General features: G+C 63.1%; 13 protein-coding genes. 7 read left to right on the forward strand and 6 right to left on the reverse strand.

What is annotated here, in order from left to right; genetic code table 11:
* Positions 1 to 4,329 (reverse strand): cytochrome P450, encoded by a 4,329-nt coding sequence (locus AU465_RS06565; protein ID WP_192245108.1) that lies wholly within the window; start codon positions 4,327 to 4,329, stop codon positions 1 to 3.
* A gap of 119 nt (positions 4,330 to 4,448) precedes the next feature.
* Positions 4,449 to 6,230 (reverse strand): adenylate/guanylate cyclase domain-containing protein, encoded by a 1,782-nt coding sequence (locus AU465_RS06570; RefSeq protein WP_192245110.1) that lies wholly within the window; start codon positions 6,228 to 6,230, stop codon positions 4,449 to 4,451.
* Positions 6,231 to 6,640: 410 nt separating this feature from the next.
* On the opposite strand from AU465_RS06570, the gene AU465_RS06575 reads away from it, so the two are divergent.
* Positions 6,641 to 6,898, forward strand: coding sequence for a PepSY domain-containing protein (locus AU465_RS06575; RefSeq protein ID WP_192245112.1), 258 nt, complete (start codon positions 6,641 to 6,643; stop codon positions 6,896 to 6,898).
* Positions 6,899 to 6,998: 100 nt separating this feature from the next.
* The gene (locus AU465_RS06580; protein WP_376774827.1) at positions 6,999 to 7,469 is read left to right on the forward strand and encodes a hypothetical protein; all 471 of its coding nucleotides are present in this window, start codon (positions 6,999 to 7,001) and stop codon (positions 7,467 to 7,469) included.
* Here AU465_RS06580 and AU465_RS06585 read toward each other — a convergent pair.
* Positions 7,461 to 9,326, reverse strand: coding sequence for a L,D-transpeptidase family protein (locus AU465_RS06585; protein ID WP_192245114.1), 1,866 nt, complete (start codon positions 9,324 to 9,326; stop codon positions 7,461 to 7,463). The genes AU465_RS06580 and AU465_RS06585 overlap by 9 nt on opposite strands.
* 370 nt (positions 9,327 to 9,696) lie before the next feature.
* On the opposite strand from AU465_RS06585, the gene AU465_RS06590 reads away from it, so the two are divergent.
* Positions 9,697 to 10,098 carry a rhodanese-like domain-containing protein gene (locus AU465_RS06590; protein WP_192245116.1) on the forward strand — a complete coding sequence of 134 codons (402 nt, stop codon included), beginning with the start codon at positions 9,697 to 9,699 and terminating at the stop codon, positions 10,096 to 10,098.
* A 57-nt stretch (positions 10,099 to 10,155) separates the two neighbouring features.
* On the opposite strand, the gene AU465_RS06595 is transcribed toward AU465_RS06590, so the two are convergent.
* Complete coding sequence (locus tag AU465_RS06595) at positions 10,156 to 11,064, reverse strand: alpha/beta hydrolase (RefSeq protein ID WP_192245118.1); 909 nt, start codon at positions 11,062 to 11,064, stop codon at positions 10,156 to 10,158.
* 47 nt (positions 11,065 to 11,111) lie between these two features.
* Here AU465_RS06595 and AU465_RS06600 point away from each other — a divergent pair, with 47 nt between their 5' ends.
* A complete protein-coding gene (locus AU465_RS06600; RefSeq protein WP_192245120.1) occupies positions 11,112 to 11,564 on the forward strand; it encodes a MarR family winged helix-turn-helix transcriptional regulator in 453 nt (150 codons plus the stop codon).
* A 14-nt stretch (positions 11,565 to 11,578) separates the two neighbouring features.
* On the opposite strand, the gene AU465_RS06605 is transcribed toward AU465_RS06600, so the two are convergent.
* Both AU465_RS06605 and AU465_RS06610 read right to left on the reverse strand, forming a co-directional pair.
* Positions 11,579 to 12,190 (reverse strand): pyridoxamine 5'-phosphate oxidase family protein, encoded by a 612-nt coding sequence (locus AU465_RS06605; protein WP_192245122.1) that lies wholly within the window; start codon positions 12,188 to 12,190, stop codon positions 11,579 to 11,581.
* Between the two features lie 93 nt (positions 12,191 to 12,283).
* Positions 12,284 to 12,637, reverse strand: coding sequence for a gamma-butyrobetaine hydroxylase family protein (locus AU465_RS06610; RefSeq protein ID WP_192245124.1), 354 nt, complete (start codon positions 12,635 to 12,637; stop codon positions 12,284 to 12,286).
* A 196-nt stretch (positions 12,638 to 12,833) separates the two neighbouring features.
* On the opposite strand from AU465_RS06610, the gene moaA reads away from it, so the two are divergent.
* The 3 genes from moaA to AU465_RS37710 all read left to right on the forward strand — a co-directional run bounded on the left by moaA (position 12,834) and on the right by AU465_RS37710 (position 14,845).
* Positions 12,834 to 13,829, forward strand: a complete 996-nt coding sequence (moaA, locus tag AU465_RS06615; RefSeq protein WP_192245126.1) for a GTP 3',8-cyclase MoaA — start codon at positions 12,834 to 12,836, stop codon at positions 13,827 to 13,829.
* A 54-nt stretch (positions 13,830 to 13,883) separates the two neighbouring features.
* Positions 13,884 to 14,378 carry a hypothetical protein gene (locus AU465_RS06620; RefSeq protein ID WP_192245128.1) on the forward strand — a complete coding sequence of 165 codons (495 nt, stop codon included), beginning with the start codon at positions 13,884 to 13,886 and terminating at the stop codon, positions 14,376 to 14,378.
* Between the two features lie 314 nt (positions 14,379 to 14,692).
* Positions 14,693 to 14,845, forward strand: coding sequence for a hypothetical protein (locus AU465_RS37710; protein ID WP_246505898.1), 153 nt, complete (start codon positions 14,693 to 14,695; stop codon positions 14,843 to 14,845).
* Positions 14,846 to 14,850: the final 5 nt, after the last annotated feature.

Consider the following 14,850-nt stretch of genomic DNA (forward strand, 5'->3'; position numbering starts at 1 on the left):
TCAGAGCCGCGAAATCAGGTAGCGCAGCGCGGACCGGCTCGGCATGAAGAAGTAGCCGCCGCCCTTCGTGGTGACGAATTGCGGCATGTCGCTGAGCATCGTGACCTTTTCCCAGGACGGGATGCTGAAACGGCCACGATTGCCCCCTTGCGTGCCGATCATCGGGTCCTTCTCGGCGACCAATCCCTGGAACGAGGTAGACGATACCCAGGTCTGCTGGATGAATTCGTACTGGCGCTCAATATCGGCGTTGAGGCACATGAAGAGCAGCCCCTTCTCGACCTTGCCGCCCCTCTTCTTTTTCTCATAGGTGCGACCTACGCGTAGGATACGGTGGCGCTTGCCGATCTGGATCTGCGTCTCGCGGTCCTCTCCCAGCGAATCGCGCGGGTTGGAACGGCGTATGTGGGCACCCAGAGGACAGTGATGCCCCTGCGGATCCTCGGCGCCGAGGGCGAACTCGTTGTCCACCGCGCGGCCCGGGCGCTCAGGGTTGCGCACCAGCGAGCTGCCGTTCTGCCAGCGGCCGAGCAGCTTGGCGGCGACCCAGTCTTGCGTGGCGGACGCGTTTCCGGTCTCGCGGGCCAGGCGTGCAGCCGCCTCCCGGCAATAGTCGTGAAAGTTGTCGACGTGCTGCTCGAATTGTCGCAAGACCAGGAACGAGCCGTTGCGGCCGAAGTCGCGCGGGGGCGGGGGCAGACCTGGGATCTGACGGCTGCGGCGGACCTGTGACAGGATGCCGGTCCGATCCTGCGAAGCAGAGACGGAGGGCGAGGACGGATAAAAACCATGCTCGTCGCGGTAGCCGAACAGGAACTCGCCGGGCGCGACAAGATGCATAGGCGCCGCACCTTTGTTGGCGCGCGACGTACCCCGCACGATCGGCTGCGAGATGCCGTCGGCAAAGCCGAAATGCTCATAGGCGCGCTCGCGTTGCGGCTTGCCGCCATGTTTTGTGGTGTCGCCCTGCTTTGCGGCGCGTGAAAGTTCAGCGCCGTCTGCATCCGGCCTGCGCTTTACGGCGAGCGGCAGTTCCGCGGCGATCTTCATCCCTGCGCCGATCGTTTCCCGCGTGACGGCGGCAACGTCGGCCTGCAGTCTCTCGGGCGTTTCGGCGTAGCAGACTATGACCGCGTCAATCGGCTTGTCGAGCGAACCCCATTCCCATTTGTCAGGTGCATCGCGACCGGTGTCGTCGAGAATGCGGCTGCGTTCCGGATTGCCCATGCCGTGCCGGAAGGCGACCGGGAAGGTGTCCAGCGGGTCGTCATCGACGCCGCCCTGCAGGCCCAGTCGCCTGAGCCCGTCAGGGCCAAAGGCCACAATCATGGCCCGCTCGGCCGGCACGCCATCGCCGAAGCTCGTCCGCGCGAGCACGAAGTCCAGCCACGCCTTGCAGCTGGTTGTCTGCAGATTGTCCGGCACACGGATCGCCAGCATATGCCCTTTGCCGAGCGCACCGAACGGGCCGAAGAAGATGGACTGGATCTCACCGGTTTCCAGCTGCTGTTCGAGAGGCATCGGAAAGGCTGAACTGATGTTGGTCAGCAGCGAGGTGGTCTTTTGAACGGTCGTCTTTTCGCTCGCCGGGCGCGGCAGCGACCCGAACAGGCTCAGCCAGTCGCGCGCTTGGTTCCCAATGGCGGAGGCTATGGCACGCCTGATCCTGGAATTGATGCGGATCCGCGCGGTGTTGAGGTGTGGATAGGCCGAATACCAGAACAAGGTCGGCACCTGCTGACGCCGCGCCCAGCGCTTGAAGCGGTCGCCGTCGCGCGCGCCGTCTAGAAAGAGCCAGCGCGTGCGAGGATAGCCTTCGGTGTTGCTCCACACGCCGGTTAGGCCGGCCGAGGCCTTGGCGATGAAGTCCTCCAGATAGCTTTCCCAGCTGCCGCCGTAATTGGAGAAAAACATCAGCCTCTTGCTGCCGGGCAGCAACACCCAGCGGGCGAAATGGATGGTGCTGATGGTGTTGAGGAAGCCTGGCCTGAACACTTTCTGCGCCGCTATCGAAATCAGGTAGAAGGAGAATCTGAGCGCCAGTCTCCGCAGCATGCCTGGCTTCATCGTCGAGATCGCCGTCAGGTGGTTCTGCGCGGTGTGGTCCTCATTGGCCAGGATCTTGTCCAACGCCTGCATCCCGATCGAGGCGCTTTGTGGCCTATCCTTATCCTCGCGGCGCCGCAACAGCCAGAAGCAGAGCCCCAGCAACAACACGGCGCAAAACAGAATCCCGAGCGCGCTCAGCAACAGCGAGGTGCCGGCGATCCACAAATTGCGCGAAAAGACGCCGCCCGGGTCGTCGAACACCTTGACATAGGTCAGCCACGCGCAGCCGAGCCAGACCGCCAGCAGGCTCACAAGCACCGCCGGCGCGAATAGCGTCGCCTTGATGGCATCTCGCCAGCGGCCAGGCGGCCCTTCCAAGGCGCTTTCGGCCGGTTCGAAAGCCCAAGGGAAGGTACCCAGCGATTGGATATGACGGCGCGCCTCGGCCAGCACCGCGGGAGCATCGCCGTTGCCCTCACGCGGCCGTTCGACGATGCCGCGCACGGCTTCGAAAAGCTCCTGTTCGGCCTTGATGCGCCGGACCGAGTGCCCCGGAGTCCCCGAAAAAACCAGTCCTGCCGTGCTGCCGAAGGACGGCGATATCTCGATGTGATTCTTCTTCAGGAAGCCCTCCAACGAAGCGCCGTCGGGCAGGCCGCACACGTCCCTGAAGATCGGCCGCAGCCGGTGGCCTATGGCCAGCGTGATCGCGCCGATGACATCGTCGGTGCTGCCGTCGCCCGAAATTTCGAATACGAGCGCGCCGGTCTCAAGGCCCGAGTTTTCGTCCTTGCCGGTGGCGGCGACGGCCAGGCTGGTGAAATGAACCGTGCCGACGTTGTCGAGCGCGTCGCCCACCTCGTCGATCGCCGGGTTGCCGAGCGCGCCGACCTTGTCGCGCACCGCATCCAGCGGCACCCCGCGCCTGATCGGGCAAACCACGGTGACCATCGACTGGTCGACCGTGCGGCAAAGCGCAGAGCGCTCGAAATCGACCTTGAGGCTCGCCGGATAGGCGCCGACATAGCCCAATTTGCCGGCCCTGCCCCGGGTGCGATCGAGCTTCGGTTTGCTGAACAGGGCGCGAACGCATTCGCCGATCTGGATGCGGGCGATCTCGGCGCCGATGCACAAGTGGATGCCGTGGCCGAAAACCATGTAGTCGCGATGCGGCCGTGAGGTGTCGAATTCGTTTGGCCGCTGCACGATTTCCGGGTCGAACATGGCCGACAGCGTCGCCGGCATCACAACCGTTCCGGCCTTGACCAGACGCTCGCGGCGCGTGCCCTGGCCGATCACCGCATCGCGCCTGGTGTAGCGCCAGGGTCCGATCCAGATCGGCTTGAAGCGCATGGCTTCGAGTATCGCCCGGTCGAGCTTTTCGATGCTGTTTTCTGCAATCGCCGCGTCGACTGCCTGCCGCGCATCGGCGCGCGACAGGATCACGTCCAGGCAATTGCCCCCGGCAAGCACGTTGGTCGGCACGAAGCCGGCGATCATGCCGAGCATGATGGAGTGGATGTCGGGCAGCGACAGACGCTTCTGATCGAGCAGGGCGACAAGGCGCGCTAGCGGTCGGCCGTCTTCTTCCTGGCGGTTCCTGATGGCGGCGATCGAACGATCGATGACTTTGATCAGGCGATCGCCGCCGACGACCGCGAGCTGGCGCGTGGTGGCGTTGGCCATCGGATCGGAAAAGAACAGCGCGCTGAGCGCGATCGACCAATCGGCGAATTCGGTCTCGTCGTCGATCTCAAGGCCGAAATAGTCCCGGCAGATGCGCACCGGCACGATCTTCATCAATCCGGCGACGGCGTCGAAGCCGGGGCTGGCGCGGGTCATGATGTCGCGCGAATGCCGCTCGGCGATCGGCCTGACGGCGGCTTCGACTTCCGACGGCGGAAAGGCGCTGAGCACAGCCGACTTCATCTGCCGATAGGCGGCGCTGTCCTGCATGCCGAGAATGAAGTTCGATCCCCTTGCCAGCTCGGTCATTTCCGGCCCGTAGGGGGTCTCGAATTCGTCGCCGCGCTCCAATATGTCGCGGACGTCCACGCCCTTGGTGACGAGGAGAAATCTGCTGCCTATGGCGAGGTTCGGGTGGAAGCGCCGCAGGAAGGCCAATCCCCAATGGGGATGATCCCGGAGAAAAAACTCGGCGATGCGCGCCGACAGGCCTTTCGTGCGCAACCGATCGATGTCGAACGGCGGCATTGCCGACACGGGCCCCTGTTTTTTCTGGGCCTCGTGTATACCCTTGAAGTACTTCCACCTGATCATGCGCGTTCGAGCCCCCCGGCTGTCCAAGTCACTGCGATGCCGGCCATCCCTTGGCCTAGGTTTGCTTCGTTCCGGCGTATGTGATTTTTTTCACAGTCGTCTGTCTTCGGTTCCAGCAATCATGCAATGGACTTGGCCTGTTCGAAATTGGCGATCAGGAAGTTGTTCTTCGCCGGGTCGATGAACGGTATCCAGCGAATCCTCTGCTCGGAAAAATCCGGATGCCTAGTCGCGAAAATGGCGAGTTCCCGTTCGGCCTCGTCGCGGCGGCCGCTCCGCATCAAGGCGCCGATCTTCAAGAACCTGGCGTAGAAGTAGCCCGGCGAAAGGTTGAGCGAGCGGTCGGCAGTGGCGATTGCCGCCGGCCAGTCCTCGACGAAGCAGTTCGCGGCGGCCAGCTCCCCCAGGTTGTGGAAGCGGTAGAGGTCGAACGGGCTCAGCCGCTCGGTATCCAGGAAGAACGGGATCGCGCCTGCGGCATCGCCGAGCAGCAGGCGCGCGCTGCCCATCGCCGAGCGGGCAAACGCAAAGCTCGGATTGATGTGGATCGCTTCGGCGAGATGCTCGGCGGCCGATGCCGGCAGGCCGCGCATGATGTCGGCCGCGCCGAGATAGGCGTGCGGGCGCGCGTCGAGGCTGTCCATCAGAAGCGCCTTGCGGGCCAACGCCTCGACCTTGTCCAGGTCGTCGCTGTCGCCGAAGCGCAGCCATGCCCGCCAGAAGTACCACCATGCCAGCTCGTTCAGCACGGCGCTGGAATTCGGATCTTCCTGGTAGGCCTTGTCGAAGAATTCGAGTGCGATCTCGGTGTCTTTGCGCGTGCGCCTGTTCATGTGCCAGCGGCCCCGCCGCACCAGCTGCCAGGTCTCGAGGCTTTCCCAAGGCACCTGGAAGGTGCGCACCTGCTCGGCCCGGTCGACCTCCTTGTCGAGGATCGAAACGATCTCGCTGCCGATCTGGTCGCGCAGGCTGAAGATGTCGACCAGGTCGCGGTCGAAGCGCTGCGACCAGACAAGGCGCCCGTTCGACGTATCGGTGAGCGAGGCGTTGAGGCGGATCTGCCCGCCCAAACCTGTCAGCGTGCCGCTGACGATGTAGCGCGCGCCAAGCGCGTTGCCGATGAGCCTGGTTCCGAGGCCGTCGTCGCGGAACTGGAAGCTGGAGCCCTTGGCAATCACCGAAAGCCAGCGGGTATTGGACAGGCCGTAGATGATGTCTTCGGCAACGCCATCGGCCATGTAGCCGACATCAGGCTCGCTTCCGTTGCCCTGGAACGGCAGCACCGCGATTGCCGGCGGTCCCTTGGGGAACGGTTTGTAATGGCCGGGCGCACTGGAGAAGGCGGCCAGGGGAGCAGCCATTGCCGCGCCGTTGCCGCCGCGCCCGGCTATCAGGACGCGCACCGGCAGGGCGATATTCTTGAGCATGAACTCGCCGAGGTCGGTGAAAACCGCCGCCGTCTTGTCCTTCACGTGGTGCCAGGTCGTCTCCGAAATGGCGAGGCCGTCATGCGGAGCGAATTCCTGGAGACGAGCGGCAATGTTGACGTCGTCGCCATAGAGACGGCCCTCGCGGACGATGACGTCACCGGTGTTGATCCCGGCCCGGAACGGCATGCGCATCTCCTCGGCGGCCGAGGCATTGAGCGCCATGATCCGATCCTGGAAATCGAACGCCGCGCGCAAGGCTTCGATCGGATTGCCGAATTCGGCCATGATGCTGTCGCCGGCAACGCCGAACGTGCGGCCGCCAAAGGCGCCGCAGCTGTCGGTGATGATATCGCGCCTTTCCTCGAAGGCCGCGACGGCGCGTTCGTCGTCGATGCCCATCAGCCGCGAAAAGCCCACGGCGTCGATAGAAATGATTGTCGCAAGCTGACGGGTATAGTTCCGTTCAGCCATGGTTGAGCCCCCGGTCCCTGTTTTCGGTCCAGAACAGGCGACTTCCGCTCTCGATACACTTCGCCGTTTGCCGACGGAAAGATCCCCGGCAGGCTCGGCGCGCCGTTGCCACCCTGTTGGTTCGCAACTCTAACAGGGTCTGGCCAAAAGCTCTACCACGAACAGCTAATGGAACGCGGCTTCGGCCCAACCCATGGTTAGCCGTTCGTTACCTGAAGCTCCATGTCGCGAAAACCTCCCTACCTATTAGAATCTCGAAGTTTTATTTATTTCAGCTTTCGCGAATGAAGGTGACATCGGCCGTGACAGACCAGCCGTGGAGCAAGGCGTCGTCCGCCCGTGGCGGAACCAACGGGCGGGATTCGAGTTTTTTCGGTGCAGTCATGCCAACACGAGATTGAGGGGCAGTCATGCGCGCTGTTGTTTTGGCAAGTGGTATTGCGTTCTTCGTCATCGGCGGGCCGGCTTTTGCGGCCGACCAGCCAGCGATGCCGCCGCAAAATGCCAAGAAGCTCTCGGAAATCGTCGCCAAGGTCGAGAAGCGGAACGACTTCCAATATGTGAAGGGGGTCGACTGGAGCAGCGACGGCTATACCGTCACCTATTACACCACCGACAGGGCCAAAGTCGAAATCACCTATGATCCGGTGACTGGCGAACCGAAGTAAGCGTCCTCAATCAGGCCAACTCCGCCTGATCAGAACTTGCGCCGACGCGTGTTTGATGGCTGACTGCGCGCCACGATTGCGGGCACGGGGGTGCATGGCAATGGTTGGCTACGTCCTGAAGCGCATCCTGATGGTGCTCGCCGGCTATCTGGTCGCGGTGCTCGTTGGGTTGATCGCGTTGGTCGTGATCTACGCGGTGCTGAGTTCGCTACCCAACGCTCCAAGCTATTTCGAGCTGATGCAGCTCACGCCCGTCGCGGTGCTCGTGGTGCCGCCTCTCGGCATGTTCGTCTATTTCCTGACGATCGTGGTCACCGGGATGCAGACACTGGTCTTTGCCCTGATTGCCGAGTTCTTCTCGCTGCGGAGCTTCTGGCTGCACATGCTGTTCGGCGGCGCGGCCGCGGCTGCCGGCTTCATGCTGTTCTGGCCGGATGCGCCGGACGATCCGGAACGCTTGGCCGACCTGAGCATCATTGTCGCGGCCGGGCTGGTGGCCGGTTTCGTCTATTGGCTGATTGCCGGACGCGACGCCGGTTTCAGGCGCCCGCTCATCGAGCGTTTAGGTTGACGGTGCGCGCGCCGCTTCGGTCGCATCCAGCGCCTGCATCAGTTTCGAATCGCGATCATAGACGTCGTCGAAATATTCGACCTTGCCCGACATGTCCGGCCAAGCGGTGAAATAGGCGACATAGACCGGGATGACGCGCGTGACGTTTTCGGTCGAGTGGCCGTGCTTCAGCTTCTCGGCGATATCGTCGACCGAGGTGCCGAGCACCGCCGCCGCCATGCCGCGAGGATCCTGCAGGCGGATGCAGCCGTGGCTCAGCGCACGCATGTCGCGCTCGAAGAACGACTTCTGCGGCGTGTCGTGCATGTAGATGGCGTGCTTGTTGGGGAAGAGGATCTTCAGCTCGCCGAGCGCATTGGCCTCGCTCGGCTGCTGGCGCACGCTGAAGGGGATTTTGGAGCCGTAGGCGCCCCAGTCTACCGCGGCCGACGGAATTCGCCTGCCGCTGGAATCCGCCACCTCATAGCCGGCGCGGTCGAGATAGCCCGGATCGCTGCGCAGCCGCGGCAGCATCTCGTTGACGATGATCGACTGCGGCACGCCCCAATAGGGGTGGAAATCGACCTGCTTGATCTGGTTGTAGAAGAAGGCGGTCTGGTTGGTAACCTTGCCGATGACCGCGCGGGTCTTCAGCTTCTCCTCGCCATTGTCGATGTAGCTTGCGGTGAAGGCCGGCTGGTTGATGAAGACGCGCGGGCTGCCAAGGTCGGAGGGGAGCCAGCGCAGCTCTTCGAGCGCGACCTTGACCTTCTCGATCTTGTCGGCCTTGGAGGCTCCCGCAAGCGAGGCGACCGTGCGCGGGCCGATGACGCCGTCGCCCTTCATGCCGGACCGCTTCTGCACCGCCTTGATCAGCGGCACCAGTTCGGGGTCGTAGACCTCGCTCTTGCCCAGCCTGGCGAGGACCTCGCCGTAGTCGCCGCCCATCTCGTCGTCGAGATTGCGCGCGATCAGCGTCAAAAGCTTTGGCAGTTCTGGGCTGGTTTCACCGGGCTTCAGGAGCAGCTTCGGATCGACGACGATCTCGTTCTCCTCGCTGGCCTGGAGCGACTCCAATTCGACGCGCAGTGCCTGATACTCCGGGTTCTGCGGGTGCCGCGATTCGAGATAGGTGCGCACCTCCTGTGTGTGCGCCAGCGTCTTCAGCACGCCTTCGAGATCGAGCGGCTTGGCCGGGAAATCGTAATAGCCGGTCATGCGGTTCGGGTCGATGCGGCCGCTCTGGGCGTCATGGGCATAGCGCAGCACGCGCGCCGACAGCGCCATCTCGAAGCGGACTAACTCCTTGGTCCGCTCTTCGGGCGTCGCGGAAGCCGTGGTCGGCGGAACATCGACGGAGTAGTCGGCCGGCGTCAGGCCGTAGCTCGCCGCCTCGCCAAGCACCCGGACGGCATCCTGTGCCCGAGTGTTGGGTGCATCCCCTGTCACCCAGATGAAATCAGGATTGGCCGAGTAGTAGGCGATGAGCGCCTTGGCGATATCCGGTTCGGCAAAGAGTTCATAGTCGCTCAGGCCTGCCAGCGCGTCGCGAAACGCGCTTCCGGTCACGGACGGCACAAAGGCTGCGTCCTGCGCGGTCGCGGGCGGCGGAGCCGGTAGCAGCGACTTGAAGTCGACACGCACCAGCTTGTCGGCCCTGTAGGTGTTGTAGGTCGGGCTGCTGATCCTGGCGCCTCCGCCGTCAGGCACCTTGCGCGGTTTCGGCGGCGGGGGGAATTCACCCTGAGGATTGTATCGGATGCCGCCGCCAAACAGCATGTCGAACAAGCCTTGCGCGCTCGCTGGCTGCTGACCGAAGGCAAGTGCCGCCGCGATCGCGATCGGCATGACGGCCGTTTTGTTCCCGAGGATTTTCATGCTTCACCCGCACCGGTTGAAACCGGTTCCCGTTCCGCGCCGCTAGACGGTCCCGCCCTCCGCATGGCGGATGTAAGGCGCGACTATACCGATTCATACTGATTTCGTTAAGCTTCCATAAATTTCCACGGCCGTGTTGCAGAACAGTTTCACATCCCTGTGAGACCCAACGCAGTCGGGCCGCTCCGGGTTTCAGAGGCCCGACGACAATCAGGCGTTGGCGCCGCCATCGATGGTCAGCGCCGCACCGGTGACGAAGCGGCCTCGGGGTCGGCCGGCGCCCGGGCGTGACAAACATCGGTCCGTGACAAATCGCGGTCTTTGTGATCGAAATTCCAGCGGCCTCGAGCCATGGCCGGGAGGATATGCAGTGAAGAAGGGATATCGCGAACTTCTCGATGAGGCGAATGCCGAGATCGAGGTGGTGTCGCCTGAGGAAGCGGCCGGGCTGCTGGAGGATGACGGCACGATCTTCGTCGATCTGCGCGATCCTCGCGAGGTCGAGCGCGACGGCAAGATCCCCGGCGCCAAGCATGTAACGCGCGGCATGCTCGAATTCTGGATCGACCCCGAAAGCCCCTACCACAAGCCGTTCTTCGCCTCGGGCAAGACCTTCGTCTTCTTCTGCGCCGGAGGCTGGCGCTCGGCGCTGGCAACCAAGACGGCGCAGGACATGGGCCTCACGCCGGTCAAGCACATCCTTGGCGGCTACACCGCCTGGAAGGCCGCCGGCCTGCCGGTCGAGCCGGGTCAGAAGGAGAAAGCCGACTGACCGGGTTTTTCGCAATTCCGGACGGAAGACCGCGGCAGGATTCTCCCGCAACCATTTTCAATGCAGCGCCGACTGGCGTTCCTCGGTGACGAAGCCCACGGCGCGCGCGACGACATCCTTGTCGGCGAGGATGCGGCGATGGCCAAGTCCTTCGGCCCAATGCAGGCGGACATGATCGCCGGCTTCCGCATATCGTTTTGCGTGATCGGCATGGACTTCGCGGTCGTCCGGCGCATGGATGATCAGCGTCGGCACCGGCGCCTCGGCAAGCTGGCGGTCGCCGGTGAATTCACTGAGCGGCCGTCCCGACAGGTGCGTCACCCGATCCGCCATGGCGACCCGGGAACGTGGCCCGACATTGAGCCTGTGGCTGAAATCGTCGAAGATCGCAGGCATGGAACTGGGCGCAGCGATCAGCACCAGTTTTTGTGCCGCCAGCGGCGGCATGCCTTTCACGGAGGCGGCGACCGCGTTGGCGGCGATCGCGCCACCGAAGGAATGGCCGACGGCGGCGACAAACGGACCGAACCACTCGCCGGCGACTCGCGCCGCGTCGACCGCGTTCACCATGTTGAGACGGCGGCCGAGCGAATGACCATGCCCCGGCAGGTCGAGCGAGACAACTTTGAAGCCGGCCTCGCGAAATCCCTCGATCAGCGTGCGCATATATTCGGTGCGCGAGCGCCAGCCATGGATGATGAGCACTGTGCCGCGAGAGCCCCTGCCCGGCTCCGGCCGGAACTCGTGCACCGCAACGCAATCTGTCTTGGTTTTCAGACGGTGATGGCGCGCCTCGGCCATGAAACCGGCAGCGCGCTCGACGGCGCGGCGCTCGCCGTCGCTCAGCGCCTTGACGTTTGGCGTGCGGCAGAACAATTCGAACGCGGCGCGACCGCTGAGACGCGGAGCGATATGCTCGGCCGCGCCGAACACGCCCCGGATGACCTTCAATCCAAATGATGCCATAGTGGCGGTCCATCCATTCGTTCAAGCATGAACATAATAGTTCAAACATGAACATTAAACAAGAGCTGCCCTGGGACAATCCGCGCTTTCGCAACTGGGTTGCGGTGGCGCGCGCCTGCCATGTGCTGGAGCGCACGTTGGCGACGAAGCTCGCGCCGCTCGACTTGAAGCCGGCCCAGCTCGACGTGCTGATGAACCTCTATCGTCATCCCGGCATGTCGCAGCACGACCTTGCCCGCAAGCTGCTTGTCGGCCGCTCCAACGTCACCATGCTGTTGCCGCAGCTCGAGGCGCGAGGTCTGCTGCGGCGCGAAGGCGACGAGAAGGACAAGCGGGTGCTGCGGCTCAATCTCACCGAAGCCGGCGAGGCTCTGCTGATGCGAGCGCTGAAGGTGCATATGGCGCTGATCGAGAAGGCGATGAGCCAGTCGACGCCCGAACAGTGCGACATGATCGGCGAGCAGATGCGCAAGATCGCCGACGTGCTCAAGGAAGCCTAAGCCCAGGCTCCCAATCACCACATCGTCTTCTTCGCCCGCTCCGGCCATTCCTTGTCATAGGTGACGCCGTCGATTGTCTTGCGGCTGGTAATCTCGAGGATCTGCCCGGGCGTCGGCAGCGACTTCGGGTCGGCATGCTTCGCCGGGTTCCAGAGCTCCGAGCGCACGATGGCGCGGGCGCACTGGAAATAGACGGTGTCGACCGAAATCACGGTGACCGACCGAGCCGGCTTGCCGTCGACGGCGAAGGACGCGCAAAGTTCGGCATCGGTGGTGATGTGGGCGCGGCCGTTGACGCGCAGCGTCGTACCAGAACCCGGCACCAGGAAGAGCAGCCCGACGCGCGGATCGCGAATGATGTTCTTCAGCGAATCGGCACGGTTGTTGCCGCGCCTGTCGGGCATCATCAGCGTCTTTTCATCGACAAGGCGCACGAAGCCGGCAAGATCGCCGCGCGGTGAGCAGTCCAGCCCTTCCGGCCCGCTGGTCGCCAGCGCCACGAAGGGCGAGGCTTCGATGAAGGCGGCATATTCAGGAATCACGTGGTCGAGTTCCTTGACGATCGAGGCCTCGCCAGGCAGCCCGTAAAGGGCCTCGAGCTGTTCGACCGACGTGATGAGCGACATGTTTTTCGCCTCCTTACCTTTTGCCGGCGCTACTCCATGTCCATGACGCTTTGACGACGGTCGGCTGCCGAGATTGAATTTCCGGACGCTAGGCTAGCGGTCTCTGCTAAGCCCCTTCTCGGCAAGCTCGGCGAGATAGGCGTTCCAGCGTTCCTCCCTCTCATGGCCGAGCGTATGAAGATAGTTCCAGGTGAAGATGCCCGTATCGTGGAAATCGTCGAAGGTGATGCGCACCGCGTAGTTGCCGACCGGCTCGATCTTGAGGATCGCCACGTTGCGCTTGCCGGGCACGGTCACCCGCTGTTCCGGCGAATGGCCCTGCACCTCCGCCGAAGGCGAGGCAACGCGCAAAAGCTCCGCCGGCAGCTCGAATGGTTGACGTCCAGGAAAAGTCACGGTGAGCAGCTTGCGGTCTTTGGAGACCCTCAGTTCCTTCGGCGCCGTCATATTTGGTCCTGCGTGAGATTGCGCCCTTCCCTACGCCGCTTTGCGCGGTGCGGAAAGGTCCTAGAAGGCAGCCGACACGCGATGTCGGTCGGGGGATGTTACCAAAGATCAAGACCTTCTATCTTGAATGCGCGGTTAGATCGTATCACATAGCTATATATAACGACGCCGTTCAGGCTACGGGAAGCGTTTGCAAATGGACATGATCGACCCCTTCGGTCGCACGATCAGCTATCTGCGCGTGTCGGTTACCGACCGCTGCGATTTCCGCTGCACCTATTGCATGGCAGAGGACATGACCTTCCTGCCTAAGAAGGATCTGCTCTCGCTCGAGGAGCTTGACCGGCTCTGCAGCGTCTTCATCGAAAAAGGTGTGAGGAAGCTGAGACTTACCGGCGGCGAGCCGCTGGTGCGCAAGAACATCATGCATCTGGTGCGCCAGTTGTCGCGACATCTCAAAAGCGGCGCGCTGGAAGAGCTGACGCTCACCACCAACGGATCGCAGCTCTCGCGCTTTGCCGCCGAGCTCTCCGACTGTGGGGTCAAGCGCATCAACGTTTCGCTCGACACGCTCGACGCCGGCAAGTTTCGCCAGATCACCCGCTGGGGCAATCTCGGCAAGGTCATGGAAGGCATCGATGCCGCGCAGGCCGCGGGCCTGAAGGTCAAGCTCAATGCTGTGGCGCTGCGCGACTTCAACGACGCCGAAATCCCCGAGATGCTGCGCTGGGCGCACGGCCGCGGCATGGATCTGACCGTCATCGAGACCATGCCGATGGGCGAGATCGACGCCGACCGCACCGACCAGTACCTGCCGCTGTCGCTGCTGCGCGCCTCGCTCGAGCGTCAATTCACGCTGACCGACATCCCCTACAAGACCGGCGGCCCTGCCCGTTATGTCCATGTCGCCGAGACCGGTGGCAGGCTCGGCTTCATCACGCCGATGACGCATAATTTCTGCGAAAGCTGCAACCGCGTGAGACTGACCTGCACCGGCACGCTCTATATGTGCCTCGGCCAGGAGGATGCCGCCGACCTGAGGGCACCGTTGCGCGCATCCGAAAGCAACGAGCTGGTTAGCGAGGCCATAGACGAGGCGATCGGGCGCAAGCCGAAAGGCCATGATTTCATCATCGACCGCCGTACCCGCCGTCCCTCCGTATCGCGCCATATGAGCGTCACCGGCGGCTGATTTTTCCCGGAAATTGGTGCAGGATTATCCTTGGTCACTGACCTAGGGGGCACCATGAAACGTCTTCATCTCACCTGGGGCGCGCCTTTCGCGATCGCCTTGTCGTTGCTGCCGATTGCGACGACGACGGCAATCGCGAAGCCATTCACCTACGTCAATGCGCGCTTCGGCACCTCCTGCACATTCCCCGACGAGATATTCAGCATCACCGAAGCCGAGCCGGAGAATGGCGACGGGCAGCAATGGAGCGCGCCCGACGGCGCCAGCCTGACCTGCTCCGGCATCTACAACATCGACAACGACACGCCGAAGAGCTTCGTCGCCGGCGAAAAGGCAAACACCGGACCGGGCTACAAGATCACCTACAGCAAGACCGGCAAGAACTGGGCAGTGCTCTCCGGCGTCAAGGGCGACAAGGTCTTTTACGAGCGGCGCCTGTTCGGAAAGGACGGCGTCATCCGCACCGTTTGGGTCGAATATCCTTCGTCGCTCAAGGCGAAATACGATCCGCTGGCCAGCGCGATCGCCGCCAGCCTGCGCGGCCCTTGAGGCGCGCGACGCGTTGCGAATGAAGCTTCCGCGCGGACTTGCGCCCGGATTTACCGCCGACCCGTTCCGGCCTAGCCTCCGGAAGCGATTTCGCACCTAGGGGGAATTCTCATGCGCAAATTCTTGGCTTCACTTGCAATGCTTGGACTTGCATCGGTGCCGGCGGCCGCTCAGTCGATCGGTGGCACCTACACCGTCGCCGGCACCAATTTCGACGGTTCGAAGTATGGTGGCGAGGCAACCATCACGCTGACCAGCGACACCACCTGCACGATCCATTGGGAACCGGCGGCTCGTCCTCCGACGGCATCTGCATGCGCAACGACAATGCCTTTTCAGCCGGCTATGTGATGGGCAAGGAAATCGGCCTCGTCGTCCACAAGGTGGAGAAAGACGGCTCGCTGCACGGGTTGTGGACCATCGCCGGCCAGAACGGCAACGGCACCGAAGTGCTGACGCCGAAATAAGCATC

The organism is Mesorhizobium silamurunense (genome assembly GCF_014843905.1).
GTDB lineage: Bacteria > Pseudomonadota > Alphaproteobacteria > Rhizobiales > Rhizobiaceae > Mesorhizobium > Mesorhizobium silamurunense.

Bases quoted from the DNA above. Each gene is read 5' to 3' on its own strand.
- AU465_RS06565 (WP_192245108.1), bottom strand. From the start codon at position 4,329: ATGATCAGGTGGAAGTACTTCAAGGGTATACACGAGGCCCAGAAAAAA.
- AU465_RS06575 (WP_192245112.1), top strand. From the start codon at position 6,641: ATGCGCGCTGTTGTTTTGGCAAGTGGTATTGCGTTCTTCGTCATCGGC.
- AU465_RS37710 (WP_246505898.1), top strand. From the start codon at position 14,693: ATGCGCAACGACAATGCCTTTTCAGCCGGCTATGTGATGGGCAAGGAA.
- AU465_RS06620 (WP_192245128.1), top strand. From the start codon at position 13,884: ATGAAACGTCTTCATCTCACCTGGGGCGCGCCTTTCGCGATCGCCTTG.
- AU465_RS06600 (WP_192245120.1), top strand. From the start codon at position 11,112: ATGAACATTAAACAAGAGCTGCCCTGGGACAATCCGCGCTTTCGCAAC.
- AU465_RS06580 (WP_376774827.1), top strand. From the start codon at position 6,999: ATGGTTGGCTACGTCCTGAAGCGCATCCTGATGGTGCTCGCCGGCTAT.
- AU465_RS06585 (WP_192245114.1), bottom strand. From the start codon at position 9,326: ATGAAAATCCTCGGGAACAAAACGGCCGTCATGCCGATCGCGATCGCG.
- AU465_RS06605 (WP_192245122.1), bottom strand. From the start codon at position 12,190: ATGTCGCTCATCACGTCGGTCGAACAGCTCGAGGCCCTTTACGGGCTG.
- AU465_RS06595 (WP_192245118.1), bottom strand. From the start codon at position 11,064: ATGGCATCATTTGGATTGAAGGTCATCCGGGGCGTGTTCGGCGCGGCC.
- AU465_RS06610 (WP_192245124.1), bottom strand. From the start codon at position 12,637: ATGACGGCGCCGAAGGAACTGAGGGTCTCCAAAGACCGCAAGCTGCTC.
- moaA (WP_192245126.1), top strand. From the start codon at position 12,834: ATGGACATGATCGACCCCTTCGGTCGCACGATCAGCTATCTGCGCGTG.
- AU465_RS06570 (WP_192245110.1), bottom strand. From the start codon at position 6,230: ATGGCTGAACGGAACTATACCCGTCAGCTTGCGACAATCATTTCTATC.